27 protein-coding genes are annotated in these 26,086 nt (G+C 56.2%); 21 read left to right on the forward strand and 6 right to left on the reverse strand.

Annotation, left to right across the window (positions count from 1 at the left end; all coding sequences use genetic code 11):
* The first annotated feature begins 22 nt into the window (after positions 1-22).
* From BN4275_RS03115 to BN4275_RS03130, 4 genes are all read left to right on the forward strand, one after another.
* Positions 23-694, forward strand: a complete 672-nt coding sequence (locus BN4275_RS03115; protein WP_066453717.1) for a FadR/GntR family transcriptional regulator — start codon at positions 23-25, stop codon at positions 692-694.
* Positions 695-913: 219 nt separating this feature from the next.
* Positions 914-1,702, forward strand: a complete 789-nt coding sequence (locus BN4275_RS03120; protein WP_066453720.1) for an electron transfer flavoprotein subunit beta/FixA family protein — start codon at positions 914-916, stop codon at positions 1,700-1,702.
* A gap of 15 nt (positions 1,703-1,717) precedes the next feature.
* On the forward strand, positions 1,718-2,917 hold the full coding sequence (locus BN4275_RS03125; protein WP_066453723.1) for an electron transfer flavoprotein subunit alpha/FixB family protein: 1,200 nt from the start codon (positions 1,718-1,720) through the stop codon (positions 2,915-2,917).
* Complete coding sequence (locus BN4275_RS03130) at positions 2,914-4,317, forward strand: FAD-binding oxidoreductase (RefSeq protein ID WP_066453726.1); 1,404 nt, start codon at positions 2,914-2,916, stop codon at positions 4,315-4,317. The genes BN4275_RS03125 and BN4275_RS03130 overlap by 4 nt, the downstream gene beginning before the upstream one ends.
* 60 nt (positions 4,318-4,377) lie before the next feature.
* Here the strand turns inward: BN4275_RS03130 and BN4275_RS03135 are convergent, their stop codons facing one another.
* From BN4275_RS03135 to BN4275_RS03145, 3 genes are all read right to left on the reverse strand, one after another.
* Entirely contained in the window at positions 4,378-4,605 is a 228-nt protein-coding gene (locus tag BN4275_RS03135; RefSeq protein WP_066453734.1) for a hypothetical protein, read from the reverse strand.
* A gap of 127 nt (positions 4,606-4,732) precedes the next feature.
* Positions 4,733-5,620 carry a VIT1/CCC1 transporter family protein gene (locus BN4275_RS03140; protein WP_066453737.1) on the reverse strand — a complete coding sequence of 296 codons (888 nt, stop codon included), beginning with the start codon at positions 5,618-5,620 and terminating at the stop codon, positions 4,733-4,735.
* Positions 5,621-5,754: 134 nt separating this feature from the next.
* Positions 5,755-6,765, reverse strand: a complete 1,011-nt coding sequence (locus tag BN4275_RS03145) for a helix-turn-helix domain-containing protein (protein WP_066453740.1) — start codon at positions 6,763-6,765, stop codon at positions 5,755-5,757.
* 430 nt (positions 6,766-7,195) lie between these two features.
* Between BN4275_RS03145 and BN4275_RS03150 the strand changes: the two genes are divergently transcribed.
* The 6 genes from BN4275_RS03150 to BN4275_RS03175 all read left to right on the forward strand — a co-directional run bounded on the left by BN4275_RS03150 (position 7,196) and on the right by BN4275_RS03175 (position 12,957).
* On the forward strand, positions 7,196-7,939 hold the full coding sequence (locus tag BN4275_RS03150; RefSeq protein ID WP_066453743.1) for an enoyl-CoA hydratase/isomerase family protein: 744 nt from the start codon (positions 7,196-7,198) through the stop codon (positions 7,937-7,939).
* Positions 7,940-8,010: 71 nt separating this feature from the next.
* Positions 8,011-9,090: a TRAP transporter substrate-binding protein gene (locus BN4275_RS03155; RefSeq protein WP_066453747.1), complete on the forward strand. Its 1,080-nt coding sequence runs from the start codon at positions 8,011-8,013 to the stop codon at positions 9,088-9,090.
* Between the two features lie 92 nt (positions 9,091-9,182).
* A complete protein-coding gene (locus tag BN4275_RS03160) occupies positions 9,183-9,683 on the forward strand; it encodes a TRAP transporter small permease (RefSeq protein ID WP_066453757.1) in 501 nt (166 codons plus the stop codon).
* Positions 9,680-10,972 (forward strand): TRAP transporter large permease, encoded by a 1,293-nt coding sequence (locus tag BN4275_RS03165; protein WP_066453759.1) that lies wholly within the window; start codon positions 9,680-9,682, stop codon positions 10,970-10,972. The genes BN4275_RS03160 and BN4275_RS03165 overlap by 4 nt, the downstream gene beginning before the upstream one ends.
* A 21-nt stretch (positions 10,973-10,993) precedes the next feature.
* Positions 10,994-12,031 (forward strand): aldo/keto reductase, encoded by a 1,038-nt coding sequence (locus BN4275_RS03170; protein WP_161940174.1) that lies wholly within the window; start codon positions 10,994-10,996, stop codon positions 12,029-12,031.
* A 5-nt stretch (positions 12,032-12,036) separates the two neighbouring features.
* Positions 12,037-12,957, forward strand: coding sequence for an isocitrate lyase/PEP mutase family protein (locus tag BN4275_RS03175; protein WP_066453763.1), 921 nt, complete (start codon positions 12,037-12,039; stop codon positions 12,955-12,957).
* A 58-nt stretch (positions 12,958-13,015) separates the two neighbouring features.
* On the opposite strand, the gene BN4275_RS03180 is transcribed toward BN4275_RS03175, so the two are convergent.
* Positions 13,016-14,179 (reverse strand): zinc ribbon domain-containing protein, encoded by a 1,164-nt coding sequence (locus BN4275_RS03180; RefSeq protein WP_066453766.1) that lies wholly within the window; start codon positions 14,177-14,179, stop codon positions 13,016-13,018.
* Positions 14,180-14,215: 36 nt separating this feature from the next.
* On the reverse strand, positions 14,216-14,866 hold the full coding sequence (locus BN4275_RS03185; protein ID WP_066453769.1) for a cobalamin B12-binding domain-containing protein: 651 nt from the start codon (positions 14,864-14,866) through the stop codon (positions 14,216-14,218).
* Between the two features lie 321 nt (positions 14,867-15,187).
* Here BN4275_RS03185 and BN4275_RS17650 point away from each other — a divergent pair, with 321 nt between their 5' ends.
* Positions 15,188-15,991, forward strand: a complete 804-nt coding sequence (locus tag BN4275_RS17650; protein WP_066453773.1) for a peptidoglycan DD-metalloendopeptidase family protein — start codon at positions 15,188-15,190, stop codon at positions 15,989-15,991.
* Between the two features lie 35 nt (positions 15,992-16,026).
* Here the strand turns inward: BN4275_RS17650 and BN4275_RS03195 are convergent, their stop codons facing one another.
* Positions 16,027-16,755: a FadR/GntR family transcriptional regulator gene (locus BN4275_RS03195; RefSeq protein ID WP_066453775.1), complete on the reverse strand. Its 729-nt coding sequence runs from the start codon at positions 16,753-16,755 to the stop codon at positions 16,027-16,029.
* A 390-nt stretch (positions 16,756-17,145) separates the two neighbouring features.
* Between BN4275_RS03195 and BN4275_RS03200 the strand changes: the two genes are divergently transcribed.
* The 10 genes from BN4275_RS03200 (at position 17,146) to BN4275_RS03245 (ending at position 25,991) form a co-directional block, all read left to right on the forward strand.
* A complete protein-coding gene (locus BN4275_RS03200; protein ID WP_207734362.1) occupies positions 17,146-18,231 on the forward strand; it encodes a C4-dicarboxylate TRAP transporter substrate-binding protein in 1,086 nt (361 codons plus the stop codon).
* Between the two features lie 40 nt (positions 18,232-18,271).
* On the forward strand, positions 18,272-18,754 hold the full coding sequence (locus tag BN4275_RS03205; RefSeq protein ID WP_066453778.1) for a TRAP transporter small permease: 483 nt from the start codon (positions 18,272-18,274) through the stop codon (positions 18,752-18,754).
* A 74-nt stretch (positions 18,755-18,828) separates the two neighbouring features.
* Entirely contained in the window at positions 18,829-20,112 is a 1,284-nt protein-coding gene (locus tag BN4275_RS03210) for a TRAP transporter large permease (protein WP_066453781.1), read from the forward strand.
* A 39-nt stretch (positions 20,113-20,151) separates the two neighbouring features.
* Positions 20,152-21,105 (forward strand): aldo/keto reductase, encoded by a 954-nt coding sequence (locus BN4275_RS03215; protein ID WP_066453784.1) that lies wholly within the window; start codon positions 20,152-20,154, stop codon positions 21,103-21,105.
* A 21-nt stretch (positions 21,106-21,126) separates the two neighbouring features.
* Complete coding sequence (locus tag BN4275_RS03220) at positions 21,127-21,909, forward strand: HpcH/HpaI aldolase family protein (protein WP_066453786.1); 783 nt, start codon at positions 21,127-21,129, stop codon at positions 21,907-21,909.
* Between the two features lie 12 nt (positions 21,910-21,921).
* The gene (locus tag BN4275_RS03225; protein WP_066453788.1) at positions 21,922-22,599 is read left to right on the forward strand and encodes a ribulose-phosphate 3-epimerase; all 678 of its coding nucleotides are present in this window, start codon (positions 21,922-21,924) and stop codon (positions 22,597-22,599) included.
* A 13-nt stretch (positions 22,600-22,612) separates the two neighbouring features.
* Complete coding sequence (gene deoC, locus BN4275_RS03230) at positions 22,613-23,320, forward strand: deoxyribose-phosphate aldolase (protein ID WP_066453790.1); 708 nt, start codon at positions 22,613-22,615, stop codon at positions 23,318-23,320.
* 24 nt (positions 23,321-23,344) lie between these two features.
* Complete coding sequence (locus BN4275_RS03235; protein WP_066453792.1) at positions 23,345-24,082, forward strand: PIG-L deacetylase family protein; 738 nt, start codon at positions 23,345-23,347, stop codon at positions 24,080-24,082.
* A 27-nt stretch (positions 24,083-24,109) separates the two neighbouring features.
* A complete protein-coding gene (locus BN4275_RS03240; RefSeq protein WP_066453795.1) occupies positions 24,110-25,006 on the forward strand; it encodes a sugar phosphate isomerase/epimerase family protein in 897 nt (298 codons plus the stop codon).
* A 28-nt stretch (positions 25,007-25,034) separates the two neighbouring features.
* On the forward strand, positions 25,035-25,991 hold the full coding sequence (locus BN4275_RS03245) for a D-2-hydroxyacid dehydrogenase (protein ID WP_066453797.1): 957 nt from the start codon (positions 25,035-25,037) through the stop codon (positions 25,989-25,991).
* Positions 25,992-26,086 lie beyond the last annotated feature (95 nt).

Here is a 26,086-nt window from a genome sequence, read left to right on the forward strand (position 1 = left end):
AAATTGGACGAGGGGCTGCAAAATGGAAAATAAGGCGTATGAAAAGGTCATCCTGCACATCAAGGGACGGATACTGGAAGGCTCCCTGCGGCAGGGGGAGAAGCTCCCGCCCGAGCGGGAACTGGCCGAGCAGCTCGGCGTGGGGCGCAATTCGGTGCGGGAAGCGCTGCGCACGCTCGAAATCATTGGCGTGATCTCCAGCACCCAAGGCGCTGGAAATTTCGTTTCGGCCAGTTTTGAAAAGAGCCTGGTCGAGCTGATGACCATGATGTTCCTTTTGCAGAAAACCGACTACCGTCAGATCAGTGAGCTGCGGCAGGGGATCGAAACGCAGGCGGCGCTGCTCGCGCTCGAACGGATTGACGCGCCTACGGTCACACGGCTTTCAGAGATCGCCGGGGCGCTCGGCGCGGGCGGCAGCGAGGAACGCAACGTTGTGCTGGATAAGCAGCTGCACTACACGATCGCGCAGGCCTCGGGCAACCAGCTGATCGTCGAGATCTTGCAGGCGCTTTCGGATGTGATGGATCTCTTTATCAGCGATCTGCGCCGGGAAATCCTCACGAGCGATCTGAGCCGCGACCAGCTCCAGCATTCCCACGAGGGGATGGTGCGCGGGCTTTTGCTGCGCGACCGTCAGATTCTCCTGCAGGCAATTGGGGAGCATTTCCGACTGATCACGGAGCATCTGTAAGGGAATAGGCGAATACATTGACCGGTTCGGCAAAGAACCGGTCTTTTTATTGGATGGTTTTCATAAAATTTTAGCGGTCAAACAAAAAAGAATGGACATTGCGCTGAGCGAGGTGTATGATATAAAAAATGGAAATTGGTGTGACCAATTGCGTGTGTGTAGAAAAGTTTTGTCCAAAGTGGTAGCACCAATTTGGATGGTGTGAAAGGAGCGGTTCCCATGAAGATCTTGGTGTGCATCAAACAGGTGCCCCAGACCAACAAGGTCGAGGTGGACCCGGTGACCGGTGTGCTCAGGCGCGACGGCGCCGACGCAAAGATGAACCCTTACGACCTCTATGCGCTTGAGACGGCGCTGCGCCTGCGGGAGGAACTGGGCGGCACGGTGGAGGTCCTGACAATGGGCCCGCCGCAGGCCCAGGCGGTTATCCGGGAGGCCTATGCGATGGGCGCCGACGCGGGCGCGCTTGTTTCTGACCGGCGGTTTGGCGGCGCGGATGTGCTCGCGACCAGTTATACGCTTTCACAGGCCATCCGCAGGCTTGGGCAGTTCGACCTCATTCTCTGCGGCAAGCAGACGACTGACGGCGACACCGCGCAGGTGGGGCCGGAAGTGTCCGAATGGCTCGGTATGCCGAGTGTGGCGAATGTGCGGCGGATTCCCGCCTGTGATGAAACGGGGGTCACCGTCGAGATGGAGGTTCCCGGCGCGATCGAAACGGTCCGGGTGCCCTTCCCATGCCTGCTTTCGGTCGACAAGGACATCTACCAGCCCCGTCTGCCTTCCTTTGTGAAAAAGCACGAGAGCAGGCAGCGTCCGGTGACGATGCTGTCGCTTGGCGATATGGAGGACCGGGACCCCCGCCATTACGGCCTGGACGGCTCGCCCACCCAGGTGCAGCGGATCTTCCCTCCAGAGGCAAACGACCACCGGGAGCTTTGGAAGGACACCGGCGCGGCGCTTTGTGAACGGCTGTTCGAAAAGCTGCGGGAAGAAAAATTTATTTAAAAGGAGGGATCGGGAATGGCAAGGCTGGTCATCGACCACAACAAGGTAACGGATGTGGAGGCGTTTTTGAAACTCTGCCCCTTCGGCGCGCTTGAAGCGCGCGAGGGACGCATTGAGGCGAACGCCGCATGTAAACTCTGCAAGCTCTGCATCAAAAACGGCCCGCCCGGCGCCGCGTTCCTGCTGGAGGAGCAGGAGACGCCGAAAGCGGATAAAGCGAGCTGGAACGGCATCGCGGTCTACGTAGACCATAACGGCGGGGATATCCATCCGGTCACCTTCGAACTGATCGGCAAGGCGCGGGAGCTGGCCGAGAAGGTTCATCAGCCGGTGTTCGCGGTCTTTCTGGGCAGCGGGATCACCTCAAAGGCAAAGGAACTGCTGCACTATGGGGTGGATGAGGTTTACGTCTACGACCATCCGGCGCTCGGACGCTTCCGGATCGAAGCATACGCCGGCGCGTTTGAAACGTTCATCAAGCGGGTGCGGCCTTCGTCGATCCTGGTCGGCGCAACCACCGTCGGTCGGCAGCTCGCCCCGCGGGTCGCGGCGCGGATGCGCACTGGCCTGACCGCCGACTGCACCGTGCTCGATATCCGGGAGAATACCGATCTTGTGCAGATCCGCCCGGCGTTCGGCGGCAATATCATGGCGCAGATCCTCACCCCGAACCACCGTCCGCAGATGGCGACGGTGCGCTACAAGGTGATGAACGCGCCCGAACGCAGCGAAGCCGAAAGCGGCCGGATCATCTCCTGCGCCGCGCCGGAGGAGTGCCTCCAGAGCGCGGTGGAGGTGCTCGGTGTGGCCCCGAAGCCCCCGGAGCAGTATATCGAAGCAGCCGACGTGCTGGTTGCGGCTGGCCGCGGGGTCAAGAAACCGGAGGATCTCTCGATGTTGGAGGAGCTCGCGGAGCTGCTCGGCGGACAGCTCGCCTGCACCCGCCCGATGGCCGAATGCGGCTGGGTGGAACCGAAACGGCAGGTCGGGCTTTCCGGGCGCACAGTGCGTCCGCGGCTGATCATCACCTGCGGGGTGTCGGGCGCAATCCAGTTTGTGGCCGGTATGCAGAACGCCGATACGATCATCGCGATCAACAAGGACGAAAAGGCGCCGATTTTCAAGGTGGCGCATTACGGGCTGGTGGGGGACCTCTATGAAATCCTGCCCGCACTCATCGCAAAAATCAAGGCGGAAAGGGGGATTGGAGCATGAGTTACAAAACTTTGGACGCGGCCGATATCGCATATCTGCAAACGCTGATCGGCGACGGTGAAAGGGTCCTGCTCGGGGACGGTATCAACGAGGAATACAGCCACGACGAACTTTCCGGCACCGAAAGTTATCCGGATGTCGTGATCCGGGCGTGCTCCACCGAGGAGGTTTCCGCCGTGATGCGGTACGCCTATGAACAGAATATCCCGGTCACACCGCGCGGCGCGGGTACCGGACTGGTCGGCGCATCGGTCGCGGTCGAACATGGGATCATGCTCGACCTGAGCCTGATGAACCGCTTCCTCGAACTGGACGGGGAGAACCTCACCCTGACAGTCGAGCCGGGCGTGCTGCTGATGGAGCTTTCCGCCTATGTGGAGGAGCGTGGCTTTTTCTATCCGCCCGACCCGGGCGAGAAATCCGCCACCATCGGCGGCAACATCTCCACCAACGCGGGCGGCATGCGCGCGGTCAAATACGGTGTGACCCGCGACTATGTGCGCGGGCTGGAGGTGGTGCTTCCGGATGGAACGGTTGTCACGCTTGGCGGCAAGGTGGTCAAGAACTCCTCCGGATACGCGCTCAAGGAGCTGATCATCGGCTCGGAAGGGACGCTTGGAATCGTGACCAAAGCGGTGCTGAAGCTGCTGCCGCTGCCGCAGAAAACGGTCAGCCTGCTGGTGCCGTTTCCATCGCTCGAACAGGCGATCGGCGCGGTGCCGAAGATCATCCAGTCCAAGGCGGTCCCGACCGCGATCGAGTTCATGGAGCGGGAGGTCATCCTTGACGCGGAGGAGTATCTCGGCAAGAAGTTTCCGGACCACTCGTCCGACGCTTATCTGCTGCTCAAATTCGACGGCGCGGACACGGCGGACATTGAGAAAAACTACGACGCGGTGGCCTGGCTCTGCCTGAAGGAGGGCGCGCTCGATGTGCTCATCTCGGATACCGAGGAGCGGGACGAATCTATCTGGAAGGCGCGCGGGGCGTTTCTCGAAGCGATCAAGAATTCCACCACCTACATGGATGAGGTGGACGTGGTGGTGCCGCGCGGCTGTGTAAACGAGCTGGTGGAATACATCCACCGGCTCCAGAAGGAGGCGGGTGTGCGCATCAAGAGCTTTGGTCACGCGGGCGACGGCAACCTGCACGCCTATATTCTCAAGGACGGCCTGCCGGACAGGGAATGGGAAGAGAAGATGTCCGGTGCGATGGAAAAGATCTATGCGAAAGCGCGGGCGCTTTCCGGGCAGGTATCGGGCGAGCATGGAATTGGCTATGCAAAGCGCGCCTATCTGAAAGAATCGCTTGACCCAGCGGTGCTTGGGCTGATGCGCGGGGTCAAGCGCGCGTTCGACCCGAAGAATATCCTGAACCCCCACAAGGTGTGCGAAGACTGACCGGCCATACGGCATAAAAAATCCCCCTGCATACGCAGGGGGATTTCTGTTATGGCCCATTCAGAAGCCGCTGTAACGTTTGAACTTACCGCGGACGGTGTCGTAATCGAGCCCCATTTCAGCCGCAGCCTGCGCCATGGCTTCCTGCTGGAGGTTCGACTGCCTGAGGTAAAGCTCCCGGCGGGTCTGTTTGAGATCGGCCAGCTGCTGTTTGGTGGCGACGATATCCCGTTCAATCTGTTCGATCTGCGCATTGGTGGTTTTGAGTTCTTCTTTCAGCTCCGGCATAAGAACATCTCCTTTCTGCCGGCTGGCCTGCATGCGTTTCTCTGTATTTTCATTATAGCATGGATGCAATTGAAAGAATATAATTTTTTTCAACAAATATAAGTAATTTTATAAAAAATGCTCAAAATCAAATGTCGACGCCAAGCACATTCTTGACGAGCAGTCCGACCACGAACGACAGCGCTGCAACGCCGAGGCTGATACAGGCCATCTCCAGAAAACGGCTTTTGAATTTGAGATCCTTGGCGACCGAGATGTAGTAGTTGAACAGGGCGATGATGAGCACGACGATCACCAACATGGTGCCCAGGGCGTAAAGATATTGGCTGGCTGGGAATATGAGATAGGGAAGCACCAGCAGCGCGACGGTGAGCAGATAGGCGATACCGGTGTAAATGCAGGATTTGAACGCGTCTGGCCGGCCTTCGCTTTTGGCGGAAAGGAATTCGCTCGAGGCCATCGACAGGGTTGCCGAGATGCCGGTGATGAGGCCCGAAAGAGCGATGATACGGGTGTTCTGCATTGCCAGGGTGAGTCCGGCGAGCGTACCGGTCAATTCAACCAGCGCGTCGTTGAGGCCCAGCACCATCGATCCAACATACCGCAGCCGTTCCTCGTCCAGCATCTCCATCAGCGCCTGCTCATGCGCATCCTCCTGCTCCCGGATCTGAACACTCTCCGGCACCTCTTCAGCCAGTTTGTCGTAACTGACCTGCGCGAGCGCCTCACCGTTTTCCATCATTTTGAGGGTGAAGGTGAACCCCAGCAGACTGGCCATCAGGCCGTGCCACCAGACCTTCAGCTTTTGCGGCTTCATCTCGAGCCCGCTGTAGGTTTTCCAGATTTCATAATGGCGCAGCTCTTCAGAACTCAGGCGCAGAAGGGTTTCCTTATTTTTGCCTTCCTTCATCCGGGAGGCAATTTTTTTATAAATTTCACTTTCGGTCAGCTCGTTTTGCTGCATTGTTTTGATAAAAGCCAAAGATTCTGCGGAAATTTCTTTGTTCCTGCCCATTTGTTGCACCTCGTTAACAGTTTGATCAGCTTCATCTTATCACATTTTTTGCTGCTATACAATGAAAAAAGGGGGGCCTGTGCGGCTTCCATCCGCACAGGCCCCCCAGGTTAAAAGGAAAGGCGTAATCGATTTTACATAAAAAAGCTTCCAAAGTCATTGGGCAGCAGCCCTTCCGCCTTGGCCCTTGCAACTTTGGCCGCATACGCGGAAGGGTCTTCGAAGAAACAGAGCATCGAGGAAATGCGGCTTTCCCTGCGCATAAAGCTGTTTTGGTTCAGATACATCAAGAAGTTGTTGTAGTAACTTTCCGAGATGATCCCGAGCTCCTTGAGCCGCAGCATAATATTTCTGCGCGCAATGCCGTATTTCTGTTTCGCGCGGTCGAGCTCCTCCTCCAGGATATGGCTGCGCCGTGTCCCAAATTCCTGTTCCACCAGCACCTTTGGGAACAAAAGCTCCCGGGCAAAATAGGACAGGACAGCAGCTTCCTCCTCCGGCTCGCAGATCAGATAGGCCCGCCCCAACTCCTGCAGCAGCAGCAAGCGGAATTCGTCCTGGAATGGGATCGGCGTATAAAAGAGGAATCGCAGGTCCCGGGAATGTTCGACGCCGGAGAAATTGATGTGCCCAAACGCGTACGGCAGAGAAAAGAGAAGCCAGTCGTGGCTCTCCAGCAGGTTGCAGACGCTGGGGATGGCGTAACTGCCAATGCCCCAGAGCCGGCGGACTTCGTCGCAGACGCTGCGGATTTCCCGGGGTTCGTCGAGATGCACACGGGTTTGGGTGTACGGCACGGGGTGCCGCTGATCGTTGAGCACGTCGATGACACTGAGGTAACGTTCCAGCTCGATCTGTACATAGGCCTTGAGTTCTGCCATCCGGGCTGCGGGGAGCGGTTCCAGAGTGGTGGAGATGACCGGGTCGAAATCCGCCCAGTCGTCCTGATGGAAAAATTCCACCGGCATCCCAAGGGCGGAGGACAGAGCGGAGATCGCTTGCGGGCTGAGAGCGGTTTTGCCGGTTTCGTAATTGGAGAGGGCCGCTTTCGTGATGGGGGCGGAAAGTTCGGTCATCCGCTCCGCAAGCTGTTGCAGGGAAAGGCTGTTGGCCTGTCGTGCCAGGCGGATTCGATTTGCAATCATAATATCCCGTTCCTATTATGTCTTTCGGATTTGTAAATTTCTCATGGATTACATCGCTTTCAACCGGGCGTCCGCGTTTATTATAGCATAGTTTCATCCGGTTTCACAAGCAAAAATGGGAATTCAATCGTATCTGCTTGCAAGATGTAGTATAAACAAAATAAAAAAATTTGTCAAATAGCAATTTTGCAAAAAAGGAGTCCTCTTCAGCGTTTTTTCTGATATTTGAGGGTGAAACATAGTTTCATTTAGCGTTTTATATAAAAAAGAATTAATTTTTTATAAAAATAAACGAATCCATATTTAATAACTTGACATTTATAAAAAATTAGTTTAGTTTTGAGCTAAGGGAAGCTTGCGGGCGTGCCGGATATAAGGCGCGGTCCGGCCGTGGGATTTTCCCTGTTGCAAAAACGTGAGGAGTGGCTCCATGGAAGGAAAAAAGCAAGTCTATTCAAAAGTGGAAAACAACGTAATGACCATTACGATCGACAACCCGGAGACCAAAAACGGTTTGACTTGGGAAGGGATTGGGCAGCTTGCGGATTGTTTTGAAATCCTAATCCGCGACGAAACTATCCGCGTCGCGGTCATCACCGGAAACGACAAATATTTCTACACCGGTGGACGGGTGGACCCCACAGTTCCCGGCGAGAAGGAAAAGTATGCGGATGCGATCGCACGCTACAGCTCCCTGGCGTCCAAGAATACAAAGCCATTGATCGCCGCGATTTCCGGCGACTGCCTGAAAGCGGGCATGGGGATGATCGCAAGCTGCGATTTTGCCATTGCGCGGGAAGGCGTGAAATTCGGTTTCCCTGAGATCCGCATGGGCGGCGTACCGATGATGGTCATGGTGGAAACGATCGACTGTATGCCGAAAAAACGCGCGCTGGAAGCATATCTCACCGGGTGGGATTTTTCGGCCGAGGACGCCTACATGATGGGGCTCGTCAACCGGGTCGTCCCCAAGGAGCAGTTTGGGGAAACGGTTGAGAAATTTGTCCGCGTGTTCCTGGACACGCCCTCCCCGTTGATCGAAATGACGAGAAGGGCCTATGAAACCCTGGCCGAGACACCGGATCCCAAAGAACGTGAGAAGTTTGCCATGGAGATGCTCCGTTCCGAGGTGCTGACCACCATGGCGAAAACCGAAACAGAATATAATGTATAGCCCGCACCAAAACAAATGGAAAAAGCGATCACAGCTTTTGTGATTGTTTGGATATGAAAGGAGCAAGAAAGATGAAAAAAACACTCGCGATGGTTCTTTGCCTGAGCATGATGCTGAGCGTTCTGGCTGGCTGCGGAAATTCCGGCGGCAGTGCGCCCGCAAGTTCCCAGTCCAATGCCCCCGCAAGCAGCGCGGCGTCCGGCTCTGCACCGGAAGCCCCGGCAGAGGAGGCAATTACCTTAAAGATGGGTTCCACCTCCCCGGTCGGCACCTTCCATGAGACAATTGCAAACACCTTTGCGCAGAAGGCGAACGAGGTTTCCGGCGGCCTGATCACCGTGAACGTGAACATGGGGGGCGTGCTGGGCAACACCCTGTCCCATTATTCGCAGATGGCACAGGGGGATCTCGATTTCTTCATGGCCGCGCTGGACACCTCCTCCGGTCTGAAGGAGGGCGGAGACATGGCTGTTGTTCTGGTCCCGTTCCTGTTTGATGATGAAACCCACTACAATAAATTCCTGGAGTCCGACCTGCTGGGCGGTATGGTTGGAAAGATCGAAAGCGCAAACGGCCTGAAATATCTGGGGGCGCTTTCCCGCCAGATGCCGCGCGGCCTTTCCACCACCAACACACCCGTCCGGTCGGTTGCGGATGTAAAGAATCTGAAGATCCGCACCCCGGAAGCGACCGCGATGACCACCATCTGGTCCGCCTGGGGCGCAAACCCGACCATCATCTCCGGCGGCGAGATGTACTCCGCCCTGCAGTCCGGTCTGGCCGACGGGCAGGACAACGATGTCATCAACACCTCCACCAGTGCGCTTTACGAAATCCAGAAATATTATATGGAACTCAATTACATCTATCAGAACCTGTTCCTGTGGGCTTCTGCCAAGACCTTCGGTGAACTGAGCGAACAGCAGCAGGCCTGGATCAACGAAGCGGTTGCCGCGACCTATGCCGCCATGGACCAGGAGCTGAACAGCATGTATGAGACCGAAAAGCAGAAGATGATCGACAACGGCATGGAATTCATTGATGCGGATCTGGATTCCTTCCGGGAGGCCACAGAAGCCGCTGTCGGCGAATTTGAAGGAACCCTCTACACTGCGGGTCTGTACGACGAGATCCGTGCTCTGGCAGGCTGAAAAGGGCCTTACATAAAGGTAATGGAAAACGGCGGACCGTCCGGGATGGCCGGCCGCCGTTTTCCGCATCTACATCGATTGAGGATTGATTTATGGAAAAGTATAGAAAAGTCCGCAAGGACATCTGCAATGTCTTCCGCTGGATTATGGCCGCCTGCCTGTTTGTGCTGGTGGTGCTTGCCACTGTGCAGGTGGTGACCCGGTATTTTGTGGCGGTGACCATCGTATGGGTGGAGGAGCTGTCCATCTACCTCATGACCTGGATGTGCGCGATCGGCGTCGCGTGGGTTTGGCTGGAAAATTGCAGCCACATCAAGATGGACGTTCTTGACAACATCCTTTCCCGCCGGACGATCCGCCTGATGGACGCGGGGATCGATATCGTCACCGCGGCTATGGGGTTTGCCACGGTAAAGATTGGCCTGCGCACCTGGCAGACGAATCACGGCATGGTCATGTCGGTGATCAATCTGGATGAAGGCAACCGGTACCTGCCGGTGATTGTGGGCGGCGCGCTTTTGCTGTTTGCCGCGCTTTATATGCTGGTTGAGCATATCTATCTTTTGACGAAAAAGGGGGAAAGCGAAGCATGATTATCAAAGCGGTGCTGCTGTTCGGGATCATGTTCCTGTTCTTGTGCCTGCGCTTCCCGGTATTCGCCTCCCTCGGAATGGCGGTTGCGGGCATCTTCTTTCTCTTCCCGGATTCTATCCCGGTGGCGGTCATCGGGCAGGGCCTCATCTCCGGGATGAACAGCTATAATTTCTGCGCCATCCTGTTTTACTTCCTGCTTGGGGAAGTGATGAACTACGGCGGCATGAGCGACCGTCTCGTCAATTTCGGCAAGGCGGCCATCGGACATATCCGCGGCAGCCTCAGCCATATCAACATTCTGGCTTCGGTGGTGTTTGCGGGGGTGTCTGGCAGCGCCACGGCCGATACCGCGGCCATCGGTTCGCTGATGATCCCGATGATGAAAAAGGATGGCTACGACGGTGAATACGCGGCGGCGGTCACCGGCGCGTCCTCCTGCATCGGGCCGATCATCCCGCCTTCCGGCGGCCTGGTCCTGATGGGGGTATACCTGTCCTGCTCGATCAACAAGCTGTTCCTGGGCGGCATGCTGCCAGGGCTTCTGATGGGCGCGTTCCAGCTTGTGGTCTCCTACATGATTTCGGTCAAGCGCAACTATCCCAAGGAAGCATGGCGCGGCTGGAAATACTTTTTCCAGACGGCGCGATCCTCCTTTTTCGCTTTTATGCTTCCGGCAATCGTCGTCTATTGCCTGGTCGCGGGGGTCGGCACAGTGATCGAGATCGGCGCGATCGCGGTGGTGTGCGCTGTGATCATCTCAAGCTTCATCTACCACGGCATGAATATAAAGCAGTTTATGAACTGTTTCGCGCGCGCTTCAATGATGGCGGCGAAGGTGCTTCCGTGCCTTGCGGTAGCGGGAGTGTTCACCTGGATCATCAGTTCGATCGGCGTTTCCAACGCATTGAAAACGCTGCTGATGGATGTCACCGACAGTCCGGTGGTGGCGCTGACACTGATCCTGCTGGTATTCTTCCTGTTTGGTATGATTCTTGATGTCAACGTCATCCAAATGGTCATCGTCCCAGCGATGGTGCCGATTGTCCGGGCGTTTGGGATTGATCCCATCCAGTTTGGCGTGGTGGGGATGCTGGTCTGCCAGATGGGACTTATCACGCCGCCGGTTGGGACGCTGATCTACATCACGGCCAGCATTGCGGACGCGAATCCTCTGAAGGTGGCGAAGGAACTGATGCCGTTCATCCTGGCGCTGATTGTGCTTGTGACCCTGATGATCCTGTTCCCGGGCATCACGACCTGGTTCCCGAACCTGATCTATTCGGCTTGACGGGGGGATACAATGCAGTATATGGGTAAATACGTCCCGCTGGGATGCACCGGTCTGAAGGTGTCAAGGATTGCCTTTGGCTGCGGCTTCCGGGGAATTTACGACGAAAATGAAGCGGCCAGCACCATACGGATGGCGATCGACTGCGGGGTGAACTTCATCGACTGCGCGAATATCTATAAGCTGCGCAGCGGTATCCATGCGGAGACCGCATTGGGAAAGGCGGTCCAAGGGCTTCGGGATAAGGTGATCATCACCTCCAAGTTCGGCGCGCAGATCGATGAACGCCACCCGACTTTGAATGGTTCGGGAGCGTCCCGGTACCACATGGTGCGGGCGGTGGAGGATTCACTCAGACGGTTCTCTACGGATTATATCGACGTATATCTCCTGCACATGCCGGACAGCGAAACGGCATACGAGGAAACAATGCGGGCGTTCGAGCAGCTCTGCCGTGACGGGAAGATCCGCTACGCGGGGCTCTGCAACCACAATGCCTGGCAGATCACTGCGATGCAGGAGATCCATAAACGGTATGGGGGATGCCCCATTTCGGTGATCCAGAACCCATATAACCTTTTGAACCGATCGGCGGAGGAGGAGCTTTTTCCGGCGGCGGCTTACGGACGGCTCGGCGTCATGGCCTACAGCCCGCTGGGGGCGGGGCTTTTGGGCGGAGCTTTTGCGGATGGACGGCCCGCGCCGGAAAAATCCACCTGGGGCTATGATCCCGTTTACAGGGAATATATGAAGCGGGTGTTCCCGGGACGCATTGCGCATATTGTGGATGCGGTGGCCGGTATGGCGCGGCGGTATGGCGTTTCCTCCGCGGTGATCGCAACCGCGTGGGTGCTGCAGAATTCGCAGGTGACCTGCGCCATCTCCGGCGCGGACACCATGGCGGAATTTGCTGATTCGCTCAAAGCCGCCTCGTTGGAGCTGCGCTCGGAGGACCGCGCCGAACTCGACCGTTTGAGCTACGGGATGCGGGAGGTCTTTTCCCACCCGGAGGTTCAGAAAAAGACCGCAGTCTATCAAGAAATGAAATCAGAGGAGTAATCGAGATGCTTTATGAGAATAATCAAACAAAAAAGGGCTTTCTGGAACTGATGGAGGAAGGCCCGCTGATGGCGCCGTGCGTCTATGACTGCGTATCCGCGCGCCTGGTGGAGAACGCGGGCTTCAAAGCCATGTGCCTGTCGGGCGGCGAGCTTGCCGCCAGCCTCTGTGGGTTCCCGGACATTGGCCTTGTGACGCTCGATGAACTGGTGGGGGCGGTGGAGCGGATCTCCTCCTGCACGAGCATCCCGATGATCGTCGACATCGATACCGGTTTCGGCAATGAGATCAATCTGATCCGCACCTGCAAACGGGTGGCGAAAGCGGGCGCCAAAGCGGTGCACCTGGAGGACCAGACCTTCCCGAAACGCTGTGGGCATCTGCGCGGTAAGGAGGTCATCCCGCACGAGGATTACATCAGCAAGGTGAAGGCTGCCGCCTACGCGTTGGAGGGAACCGGATGCGTGCTGATCGCGCGCACCGACTCCTATCATCTGCTCGGCAAAGAGGAGGCCATCAGCCGCTGCAACGACGCGATTGACGCGGGCGCGGCCATTACCTTTGTCGAAGGGACGGGTTCGATCGCGGACATCATCGAAATCGGACAGCGGGTCAAGGGCCCCAAGATGTTCGCGATGGCGTCGGCCGGTGCGAGCCCGAAGGTGAGCGTCGCGCAGCTGCACGGCTGGGGCTACGGCCTCATGACCATGCACTATGCCATGGCGGGCGCGCTGATGGGGATCGAGGAATACGGCAGGCTCTGCTATGAGGCGATGAGCGACATCCCGGTTACCGAGGACCCGCGCGTGGATTCAAGCCCGATCTATCTGTTTGAGCTCTTTGGACTGCACGAGTGGCTGAGACTCGGCAACCGGTTCAACAGCGCCATCAGCGACGCCGAGGAATTGGGAAAAGAGGACGAATGACAAACGATAAAGGCCCGGCAATCCCATGGGATTGCCGGGCCTTTTCACATTAAAAATATCAAACAGCCCCGAAGCTGCTGTCGAACCCGTCAAAATCGCCAAATCCGCTGAAATCGGAGGAACCGCTGTCGCCGGTGTCAAAGGGATACATGTCGTAGTCGCCGCCTTCCTGCAATTCATCAAGAAAGAAGAGCGGATCATCAAAGAGCTGGTCGCCCGGCTCCATCCCGAAGACTTCGGCGCCCTCCGGCGTGAGGTAGCCCTGGTTATCGATCTCGTAACGGTAGTCGAAGAGCTCTTCGCCGCTCAGGAAAAGGGAGAGCGGGAAATAGCTGAGTTCAGAGATCATCACCCCAAAAACGAACGGATCCTCCTCGTAAACACCTTCATGGGTGCGGCTGAACAAGCCGGAGACATAGATGTAAGCGCCGTCTGAAACGAGAGAATCCCGGTGAACAGTCACGGCGAACTCGTCATCGGGCCATAGCATGCTGGAAAGGGTTTCTTCCGCCGCCGGTACGAGAAAGTAATCATAAACCTCATCCACCGTATAGGAATAGGCGTTATCCCCGGCCTGACCCGGGAGATTCCAGTCGTCCGGGAGCGGTTCTGCCGGCTCGCTGATGGAAAATTCCGGCTCCACCGTGAGGTCGGGTTCCCGTTCGGGGGTGGCGCTGGCGAAGGAGAACAGACCGATGACCGCTGTCAGGATAAACGGAATCAGTGCGACCCCCGCGATGACCAGAGCGATCAGGCAGCCTTTGCGGCTGCCGTCGCCGCGGGTTTTATGCGGATTGTAATAGTCATAGCTCTGCTTGTGGCCGGGGCCGGAATAGCCCGCCGGAGCGCGGTAATAGTTTCCGCGCTCCTTCTCAAAAACACTCTGGTCGAATTCATCCGAGATATCGTACCGGTCGCGGTTCGCGTTGGCCTGTTCGTCACGTTTTTCCTGTTCGGCGCGCTCCCGGTTGCGGATACGTACGGTACAGATGGCGCAGGTGTCTGAAGTGGAGCTGCCCGGCAGCTCCTTGCCGCATTCAGAGCAGCGCTTTTTGGGCATGCCCGGCCGAATGCAGCCGTCATCCGGCTGTTCGGCCGGCGCAGCGGAGGGCGCGGATTCGCGGGGCTCATCGCCAGAGGGTTCCTCCTCGATCTTTACGCCGCAGTAGGAGCAGTAGACGCTGTCCTCGACAATCTCGCTGCCGCATTTTCTACAGAACATAGGTTACCCCTTCCTGCTTCCCGGCGCGGGAAGCGATCAATCATTCGGCCGGCCGACACAGAGCTGCAGCGCGACCTCGGCCGCGGTGGCGGCGTCGGGCGTATAACGGTCCGCGCCGATCGTATCGCAATAGGCTTGTGTGACCGGCGCACCGCCGATCATGACCTTGACCCGGTCTGCGAGCGGGGAGCTTTTCACAAGCGCAACCACGTTTTTCATCTCATTCATGGTGGTGGTCAGCAGCGCCGAGCAGGCGATGATCTGCGCCTGATGTTCCTCGGCGGCGGAAAGGTACTTTTCCGCGGACACGTCGACCCCGAGATCGATCACCTTGAGCCCTTTGCCTTCGAGCATCATCTTCACAAGGTTTTTGCCGATGTCGTGCAGGTCCCCTTTGACCGTTCCAATGACGACCGTGCCTTTATTCTCCATTCCGCCGCTGGCGAGCAGGGGCCGCAGCAGATCGATCCCCGCGTTCATGGCGCGCGCGGCGATGAGCACCTCGGGGATAAAGACCTGATTCAGCTTGAACTTTTCCCCGATGACATTCATCCCGGCGAGCAGGCCGCCGTCCAGAATCTCTTGCGGAGGAATCCCGGCTTCAATCGCTTTATTGACAGCATCTTTGACGGCGGGCGCGCGGCCCTGCTGCAGAAATTTACTGATTTCCTCCAAAATAGCGGACATGATTCTGCCTCCCTGTGGCCGGCCCTGGCCGGCTGTTTAAAACAACGTATCGCAAATGATACATATTTATACGTGCCAGCTTTCATCATACCTTATTTTCCTGTTTTTTTCAAGCGCCTGAAGGGAGCGGCAAAGGGGAAGAATCTTCCGGCATTTCCAGCGCGGCAGGCTTTTTTCCAGCGGCTGCAAGCGGGGGGAGGGGGATGTTTCCAATAATATGAAAGGACGGTAAAAAAATTGTGACATTCATAAAATGTTCACAACCAGCCGTTATCATGGTTGATGAGCCGCAAGGCGAACCAAGGAAAAGGAGGGCGATCAATGGAAAAACCTGCGGTCAAGATCCGAAAGACGACAGCAGGGAAAATGACAGAATCAAGCGGGATATTTGGAAAGCTGCTGTGGATGGCGTGTATGGCGGCCGCGGTGTTCCTGTTTTATGCCGTGGCCCCGGGTATGAAAGCCGAAGCCCGCGCTCAGGTTGTGCGGGAAACGCGCGCTGTAACATTCACGGAGAAGATCCCCTTTCGCACCGATTACATCGAACTGCCGAATTATTACCGCGGCTATACCGAACACGTCAGCGACGGTGTCATGGGTGAAAAGGAGACAACCTTCCAGGTGGTCTATGAAGGAGGCATCCCGGTGCGGATTGTCTCGGTCCAGTCAAGGGAACTGGCCAAGCCGGTCAACGAAGTGGTGCGGCGGGGTGCGAAGGTGCTCGAAAGCCGGACTGTGGACGGCGGCGCCTCGAAGGTATCCTTTGCAAACCCTCTCAAAGGGCGCGGATGGCTTTCCGCTGATTTTTATGACTATCATGGACACAACGGAATCGACATCGCAGCGCCACGCGGCACACCGGTCTATGCGGCCGCCGAAGGGAAAGTTTCGCTTGCCGGGTGGTATGGGGAATACGGCCGGTGCGTCATCATCGACCATGCGGATGGTTCCCAGACCCTGTACGGCCACAACAGCGCCCTGATGGTTTCCGCCGGGCAGACGGTGAAACAGGGCCAGAAGATCGCGGAAGTCGGCTCGACTGGGAATTCGACCGGGAACCACTTACATCTGGAGCTGCGGGTGGGCAGCCGTTTTTTGGACCCGCTCATATACTTAGACCAATAAAAATCGACCGCTGCTGGGAGCAGCGGTCGATTTTTTTATTTATTTTCCGATTTATTTTCCGAGGCGGCCTTTTTCTGGTTCTCGGAAACGATTTTGCGGAACAGCTCCATCGACTCACGGATATGGTACCGGCAGTAGGCGCCGGCCATCTCGGAATCACGCTGCTTGATCATCTGAAGCATCCGGTAATGGTAGGTGACGCCGATCTGGTACTTCTTGCGGTTGATTTCATGGGACAGGATGTTCTGGTGGGTGAGCATGCTGTCGCGCAGGTATTCCATGACCTTGGAAATGAACTGGTTTTTGCAGCCGCGCGCGATTTTCAGGTGGAATTCGTTGGCGAAATAATCGTAGCGCTCCTTATTTTTGTAATTTTGAAGCATCTGATAATAGCACTCCTCGAGATCGCGGATCTCCTCCTCGGTGGCGCGTTCGGCGAAGAGTTCGGTACAGTAGGAATCCATAATGTGTCGGAATTCCATCAGTTCCAGCATGTCCTCGGTCTTCATGAGAAAACAACGGATCCCTTCAAGCGAGACGTTGTCCGGATCTTCGACATAGGTGCCGGACCCCTTGACTTTTTTGAGGACGGAAATCGCGGAAAGGCTTGCAATTGCATCCCGGACGGCGATCCGGCTCACATCCAGATGGGCGCAGAACTCGCTTTCCGACCAGATTTTGTCCCCTGGCTTCCAAACGCCGGACTGGATATTGTTGATGATGTAATCGCTGACTTCCTGGCTCGCGTTGTTATTGTAAGACATACCGATACTCCTTTGCTTGCTGGATAAGCTTGGGCTGATTTGCAGTCCACATCAACCCAAGCTTATCATATCATAAATCTTGCCGCGCGTACAGAGTGCATCGAAATAATAATACAACTTTATTATAAAAGAAATATTACAGGCTGGCAATTGAAAGTTTGTACAGGAGATGGGCTGGGGTTTTGTGAAAACCCCATAAAATATGACATGTACACATGCGCAAGACCGCGATATACATAAATTTACCCTAAAAATCTTATAGGATGTGACAAAATAAGCGAAATTCGGTTGACTACAAAACAAAGTTATAATATTATTTACTTGAATAAGCGAGATGTAAAAACGTCAGCTTATATGATTAATTCCAAGAAGTAGATTAGGAGGATCATTATGAAAAAGAGAACCCTCGCAATCATCTGTACACTGGCCATGATGGTATCCCTCGCAGCCTGCGGAGGCAGCAGCGCGCCCGCTTCATCCGCCGCGCCGGCGGCGTCCACCGCTCCCGCGGCGAGCGCTCCCGCTGAGAGCGAAGCCCCGGCTGATGACGGCGAAACCTACACCCTGCTGTTCGGTCACACCCTCACCGAGCAGGACCCGTTCCACGGCGCGTACCTGAAATGGGCGGAAGCCGTCAGCGAGAAGACCAACGGCAAACTGGTCATCGATGTCTATCCAAACAGCCAGCTGGGTGTTGAGGAAGATGTCCTTGAGCAGATGAAACAGGGCACCAACGTTGGCTGGCAGACCGACGCCGCGCGTCTGGGTAACTATGTCAATGAATTCTCTGTCCTGCTTGCCCCGTATTTCCTCGAGAGCCTCGACGAAGTCAAGCAGCTGGTCGAAGGTTCCCCGACAATCGACGGCTGGGAGCAGAAACTGGAAGCCGACCACAACATCAAGGTTATCTCCTTCGCTTATGTCCAGGGCTACCGCAACATCTTCTCGAACAAGAAAGGCACCAGCCCTGCCGAACTCAAAGGCATGCAGATCCGCACCGCGGGCGCTCCGATCTGGGTCTCCGGCGTCAACTCCCTCGGATGCACCGCTGTTTCCCTTGCTTACGGTGAAATGTATAACGGCATCCAGACCAAGGTTGTCGACGGATGCGAGCTGCCGTACATCGCCGCGAACAACCTGAAAATTCAGGAAGTTGCGAAGTACATCCTTGAAACCCAGCACTTCTTCCAGAACAACTTCATGGTCTGCTCCGCTGAGTGGTTCGACGCTCTGCCGGAAGAGTACCAGAAGATCCTGACCGAGGAGTGCGACAAAGCGGGCCTCGAAGTTTCCGAACAGATGGCGAAAGACACCGACGCCGCAAAACAGGCCATGATCGACGCCGGCATGGAATATGTCCCGTATGAAGAGATGGACATCGCCGCGTTCAAAGAAGCCAGCAAGAAAGCCTACGAGGAACTGAACCTTATGGAAGCACGCGATGCGATCTTCGCGGAGCTTGGCCGCACAGCTTAAATGAACAATCGCTATCGCGCGAAAGAAAAGGGCGGAGAATATGAAGAAGTTTTACGAAGGTTTCTGTAAGGTGGAACTGGTTGTGGCGATTTTCGGCCTGGTGACCAGTGTTGCCGTCATCTTTATCTCGGCAATGTTGCGCACTCTTGGAAATCCGATCAACTGGGGAACCGACATTGCGCTGCTCCTGTTCACCTGGAGTACTTTCCTTGGCGCTGACATCGCTTTCCGGGCAGGAAAGCTGGTCAACGTGGATATCCTCTTCAACCGGATGGGCGGAAAGCCGCAAAAGGCATTGAAACTAGTCATTTACCTGATCTGCCTTGTATTTCTGATCGCGATGGTTTATCTGGGTGCAATCCAATCAGTAAAAACCTGGTATCGCGCATTCCAGGGAATTCCTTTCCTCAGCTACACTTGGGTTACCCTGAGCGTGCCGGTGTGTTGTGCGTCCATGGTGGTCACCACATTGATCAAAATGTATCACACGGTGAAAGACGAGGACGAACGCACAGTCTTTTGACATTTTTGAGTTGAAATGTTGCGGCAGGCCGGTCCCAACCGGCCTGCCGCAAGAAATGAAGAGGAGGAATTTGCTTGGTAGTAGTAGTGATTACCTTTATCATACTGCTTGCAATTGGAACACCCGTTGGATTTTCCATTGCGATCTCTGGAACGACTTTTTTCCTGCAGCATCCCGAATTCCCAATTACCACAATCGTTCAGCTGCCGATCTCCCAAACACAGAACATCACCCTGCTTGCGGTGCCGCTGTTTGTTTTCGCCGGCAGCCTGATGAACTCTTCCGGTATCACCGACCGGCTGATCAAGCTTTCCATGCTGCTGTGCGGACACATGCGCGGCGGTATGGCGCAGGTGAGCGTTGTGCTTTCCACTCTGATGGGCGGCGTTTCCGGCTCCTCGAACGCGGACGCGGCGATGGAATCCCGTATCCTGGGCCCTGAAATGAAACGCCAGGGTTACCCGGTGGGCTACACCGGGGCTGTCATCGGCTACACTTCATTGATCACCTCGACCATCCCGCCGGGAGTTGGTATGATCCTGTACGGCACGGTGGGTGAGGTTTCGATCGGACGGCTGTTCGCCGCAGGACTGGCGGCGGGCGTCCTCATGATGGTCATTCTGATGACCACCGTTTCGATCACTTCGCATATCCGCGGATTCAAACCCGCGCGTGAAAAGCGCGCGAGCTTCAAAGAGATCCTCTACTCCCTGGGCGACACCATCTGGGCGCTGATCTTCCCGATCCTGCTGCTGGTTGGTATCCGCATGGGACTGTTTACCCCGTCCGAAGTCGGCGCGTGCGCCTGTGTCTACGCGCTGGTGGTTGGATTCTTCATCTACAAAGAATTGACAATTCCAAAGCTGATTGCAACACTGAAAGAAGCGATTGTGGACGTCGGTGCGATCATGTTCATGATTTCGATGTCCGGTATCTTCGGTTACGGTATCCCGATCGACAAGATCCCGCAGAAGATCACCAACTTCATCACCGGGATCACTTCCGAGCCGATGGTCGTTATGGCGATCGTTGTTGTGTTCCTGCTTTTGTTCGGTATGTTCATGGAGGGCTCGGTCGTCATCCTGCTGCTCACTCCCATTCTGCTGCCGCTTATTAAGAACTTCGGATTTGACCCGATCTTTTTCGGTATCATTATGTCGGTTGTCGTCACCACCGGTATCCTGACCCCTCCGGTCGGCGTTGCGATGTACACGATATGCGGTGTGCTCGACTGTAAGATGCCGGAGTTCCTGAAGGAGAGTATTCCGTTTTTGGTCGCGGTGCTGATAGAGGTGGTCGTCCTGACGATATTCCCGGACATCATCCTGTGGGCGCCGAAACTGATGTACGGAACGTAACCCATTTGCCTTCACTTTTACGATAGGAGGATTACCGCTATGAAATATATTCCGCTTGGGAAAACCGGCATCGAGATTTCGGTGCTGGGCATGGGCGGGCATGAATACCTGCCAACCGGGAAATCCCGCGGCTTCAACGAGGATTTTTCGAAGAGCACCACACCTGGCGTGATCTTTGACGGTTTCGGCAACGAGAACCGGCTCAAAGTGCTCAAAGAGTCCTACGATCTTGGGATCAACTTTTACGACGTGACCCAGGATTCCGAGAAGGAAGCGCTCGGGCGCAACCTGAAGCAGATGCCCCCGCCGCGTGAAATTTACATCCAGACCCGCCCGGAGGGGATGGTTTACACCTATGACGAGAATAACGTCAAGATGGGCAACCTCGAGCTGCTGCGCGCCGAAGCGCAGCGCATCCTGAAGCTGTTGCAGCGGGACACCATTGACTTTTTCAACATCGCGCCGATGAAGTGCGCGTTTGACAACGATCCGGAATACCTCGAAAAACTCGGCCGCAACATCGCTGCCCTCAAGCAGGAAGGCCTCATCCGCTTTGCGTGTGCGGATACCTTCTCCGGTGAGGAAACCTATCTCAAAATGATCGAATCCGGTTATTTTGACGTGGTCTACATCAACTACAATTTTGCCGATTACCAGGCGAACCGCAAGGTCCTCAAAGCTGCAAAAGAGCAGGGGATGGGAGTTGTCGACCGCGAGGCCTATATGAAGGGCCAGCTGTTCCATATGGCCAAGGAAGCGGGAATCACTGAGACCGGCGCGCTGGCTGACGCCGCGCTGCGGTGGTGCCTGGCCCAGGATGGGATTGACATGGTTGTTTACGGCACGGGCAAGCCGCACCATCTGCGCAGCGCCGCGGAAGCGTTTGACAAGCCGTTCACCGAAGCGGATCAGAAACTGATCGGCCAGATCAAAACCACCAAACTTTATCAGGAATACGAATCGGCCAAGACCGCAGAGTTCCTGCAGAAGTGACCGGAAGAACGGAGCGTAATTATGGAAGAACTGTATCACAATGAAGTCAAGCGGAAACTGAAGGAAAAGGGCAAGGTTTCCGCGGCGTGGCTTCATATGGCAAGCAATGTCTCGGCTGAAATCATGGCAAACGCAGGGTTTGACGTTCTGGTGATCGATGTGGAGCATTCTCCTGTCGATTACCAGACGGTCCTCAGCATGTGCCAGGCGATCAAAGCCACGGGCGCCGCGCCGTTCGCGCGCGCGCCGTGGAACGATCTGATCTCCCTCAAGCGGATTATGGACTGCGGCGTCATGGGCGTTTCGGTCCCGTATGTCAACACCAAGGAAGAAGCGGTCGAAGCGGTTTCCCGCTGCAAGTATCCGCCGTTCGGCGTCCGCGGCATTGCGGGCAGCCCGCGCGCGGCCGGTTACGGAATGAACCGCGGACAATACCTGAGCCGCGCAAACGACGAGAACCTCGTGATGGTCGCGATCGAAACCCCGACCGGGATCGACAACCTCCCCGGCATCATGGAGGTGGAGGAGCTTGACGGCATCTTCATCGGCCCGATGGATCTCTCGACCTCGATGGGCAAGATGGGCCAGATAAACGATCCGGAGGTTCAAGCGGCCATCAAGCGGATTGAGGACATCGTCATCCCGTCGAAGAAATTCCTGGCCACTGTGGCCAACGACTTTGATGGGGCCAAGAAGCTTTATGACAAAGGCTACAACCTCATCATCATGATGTCGGATGTGGTGGATCTGTCGAAGCTGGCTAAAAAACGCGCGGATGAATTCCGGGCATGCTACGGGAAGTAAGGAGGAACGGATATGGCAATCAATGCACCCTCCCTGGCCAACTGCGACCTGCTTCATATGGGGGACCAGGTTGACCAGCTGATTGAAGGCGGCGTGGATTTTGTGCATATCGACCTTGCGGACGGGAATTATGTACCGAACATCCTGTTCCCGCTTTCCATTGTCAAAACCATCCATCAAAAATATCCCCAGCTCACGCTGGACGTCCACCTGATGGTGACCGACCCGTTCCAGTATGTCGAACGGATGGCGGCTGACGGCGCGGATTACCTGAGCTTCCATCTGGACAGCACCAATTTTTCCCGGCGGCTGTTAAAACGCATCCGCGACAATGGCATGAAGGCGGGCGTCATCATCAATCCTTCGCAGCCGATTTCACTTTTGGAGCCGCTGGTGCGCTTTTGCGATATGGTGGTTCTGATGTCGGTCGAACCGGGCTATGCCGGCCAGGTGTTCATGCCGGACGCCATCGGCAGGCTCGAAGAGCTGTGCGAGCTGCGCAGAAGCACCGGGACCGATTTTCTCATCTCGGTGGACGGCGCGATCGATTACCCCAATTCAGTACGGAGCGTCGAAATCGGCGCGGATATTCTGATTACAGGCGTTTATACGGTATTCAACCAGCCGGACGGCCTCGCGGTCGCCTGCAGGCGGTTCCAGAAGGAAATGGATCAGCACGCAATCAGATAGGAGGCATTCTGTCATGAAATTGCTTTCGTTGCCTCAGGACGAGGCGTTTATCAAAGACGTCATCTCTAAAATTGACTATTCCAACGCATTGATTCCAAATTGCACCCAGGAACTGCTCGAAAAAACCTGCGACGAAGCACTGCTTTATGGCTTTGCGGCAGTGGCGGTGTTCCCGGTCATGGGCGCGTATGTAGCCGAGCGGCTGAAGGGCTCCAAAGTTCATGCGCAGGTGGCGGTCGGTTTCCCGATGGGCAACCACATGACCGCGACCAAGCTGAAGGAGGCCGAGCTCGCGCTCGAATCGGGCGTCAATGAGATTGATATGGTGATGAACCTGCACAAGTTCTTCAGCGAGGACTATGCGTTCGTCGGGAATGAAGTGCGCCAGATGGCGGATTTGGCCGCCGGTTACGGTGTGGAAATCAAGCTGATCATCGAGACTGGCTATCTCACCGATGAGCAGAAGCTGACCGCAGGGCAGATTGCGGTCGATAACGGCGCAAAATTCATCAAGACCTGCACCGGTTTTGGCCCGGGGCGCGCCACGGTGCATGATATCGGACTCCTGCTGAATGCGTTCGGCGACAAGGTCAAAATCAAAGCGAGCGGCGGCATCGCCTCGCTCGACGATGCGGCAGGCTTTGTCGCGATGGGCGCAAGCCGAAGCGCGGGCCGCCACAATATCATCGACCAGCTCGAAAAGATGGGTTATAAGCCCTGAACATCTGCTGGGAAGGAGACCTCCATGGGCAAAAAAGACATGTTGGTCGTGAGCGCTCACGCGGCGGACTACTGTACCCGCGCGGGCGGCACGATCGCACGCTACATCCGGGACGGATGGAACGTCCACATCATTGCGCTCACTTATGGTTCGCGCGGGGAATCGGGCGACTACTGGCGCAACACCACCGGCGGTACGGTGGAGGAATGCTCTAAAATCCGTCACGAGGAATCTCAGGCGGCCGCGGATTTTCTGGGTGCCACAATCGAATTTTACGCTTATAACGATTATCCGCTGACCATGGATGAGGAACGCATCCGGCTGCTCACCAAGCGGATTCTGGAAATCCGGCCGGAACTGATCCTTACCCACTGGATCAGCGACCCGCTCAATCTGGATCATGAGATCACGGGAAAAGCGGTGGTACGCGCGCTCAGCAGCGCCGCGCAGATCGGGGCGTTCCCGGATACGCCGGCGCATTATTTCCCCAATGTCTATTTCTTTGAAAGCACCGTCCCGCATTCGGAGTTTAATGAGTTCCGTGCCGATACCTACATTGAGATCGACGACGTCTATGAAATCAAGATGCAGGCGGTCGCAAAGTTTGCCTGTCAGCCGCACCTGGGCGGATATTACACCCATTTTGCCACCCACAGAGGCTTTCAGGCCAAGGATTGGGCCAAACGTGGGATTCAGTATGCGGAAGGCTTCAAACGGTACCTCCCTTATGTGGGGACGCAGTTTCCTTTGACAAAACGGTAAACGCAGCAACAAAAGGAGTGAAAATCGATGCGAGAAAGCATTCACAAATATTTCAAAGTAGGAACGATCCAGTGGATGAGCCACCCTGGGCGTGAGCTTCTGGAAAGCCTGAAGACGATCGCATGCGACGAATTTTTCGATGCGGTGGAAGTGTGCAAAGTCGGGGATGACGAGACGCGCGCGAAAGCGAAGGCGCTTTTGGAGCAGAGCCACCTGAAGGTGTGCTATGGAGCGCAGCCGCGGCTGCTGGGGCCGAAGCTGAACCCGAACGACCTGGACGAAGAGGGGCGCAAAAAGGCGGAGGCCACCCTGATTGAAGCGGTGGACGAAGCGGAATACCTGGGTGCGAAAGGCATCGCGTTCCTGGCGGGCAAATGGGAGGCGGCGCATAAGGAGGAAGCGTATGCGCAGCTTCTGAAAACGACCCGCGCGGTGTGCGATTACGCGGAGGCAAAAGGCATGATGGTGGAGCTCGAGGTATTCGATTACGACATGGACAAAGCTGCGCTGATCGGGCCGGCGCCGCTGGCGGCGCGGTTCGCGGCGGATATGCGGCTGACGCACAGCAACTTCGGCCTGATGGTGGACCTGAGCCATTTCCCGACCACCTACGAGACGAGCAAATTCGTGGTGCGCACGCTGCGGCCGTACATCACGCATTTCCACATAGGGAACGCGGTGGTGAAGGAAGGATGCCCGGCATACGGAGACAAGCATCCGCGGTTCGGATTCCCGAACAGCGCGAACGACACGGAGGAGCTGGTGGATTTCTTCACGGTGCTGAAGGAAGAAGGCTTCTTCAACCCGGCCGACCCGTATGTGCTGTCGTTTGAGGTGTCGCCGTTTGGGGACGAGGACGCGGATATCATCCTTGCGAACACGAAGCGTGTGATCAACCGCGCGTGGGCAATGGTGGAAGACTGAGGCGTTTGCCGGATAAGGAGGAACTTTTATGAAAATCGTGATATTGGACGGCTACACCGAGAATCCGGGCGACCTTTCATGGGGGGAACTGGAAGCGCTCGGAGAACTGACGGTCTATGACCGGACGCCGGCGGAGAAGATCGCGGAGCGGATTGGGGACGCGGACGCGGTTTACACGAACAAAACCCCGATCAGCCGGGAGACGCTGGAGAAATGCCCGCATGTGAAGTTCATCGGGGTGCTGGCGACCGGCTACAACATCGTGGATGTTGGGGCGGCGAAAGAACGCGGGATACCGGTGTGCAACATCCCGACCTACGGGACCGACGCGGTGGGACAGTTCGCGATCGCGCTGCTTCTGGAAATCTGCCATCACATCGGGCACCACAACAAGGCGGTGCACGAGGGCAGATGGGAGCATAACGACGACTGGTGCTTCTGGGATTACCCGCTGATCGAGCTTGCGGGCAAAACGATGGGGATCATCGGGTTTGGGCGGATCGGTCAGGCGACGGGGCGGATCGCGAAGGCGCTGGGGATGAAGGTGATCGCGTACGATTCGTATCCGAATGAGAGCGGAAAAGCGCTGGCGGAATATGTGGATCTGGAAACGGTGCTGAAAACCTCGGATGTGATCGCGCTGCACTGCCCGCTGTTCCCGGAGACGCAGGGGATCATCAGCAGGGAAAACATCGCGAAGATGAAGGATGGGGTGATCATCCTGAACAACTCGCGGGGTCCGCTCATCGTGGAGCAGGACCTGGCGGACGCGTTAAACAGCGGGAAGGTTTACGCGGCGGGGCTGGATGTGGTATCGACCGAGCCGATCAAGGGGGACAACCCGCTTTTGGGGGCGAAGAACTGCATCATCACGCCGCACATCAGCTGGGCGCCCAAGGAGAGCCGCCAACGTCTGATGGATATCGCCGTCGACAACTTCCGGCAGTTCCTCGCGGGCAGACCGGTCAATGTTGTAAATCCGTAAAATTTCATTTCTTCCATGAAAAGCCCCGGTGCAAAGCACCGGGGCTTTTCTGCCGTTTCGGCGCATTTCTTTCGTGTAATCCTTGAATTTATGCC

The organism is Anaerotruncus rubiinfantis (assembly GCF_900078395.1).
Classification (GTDB): domain Bacteria; phylum Bacillota; class Clostridia; order Oscillospirales; family Ruminococcaceae; genus Anaerotruncus; species Anaerotruncus rubiinfantis.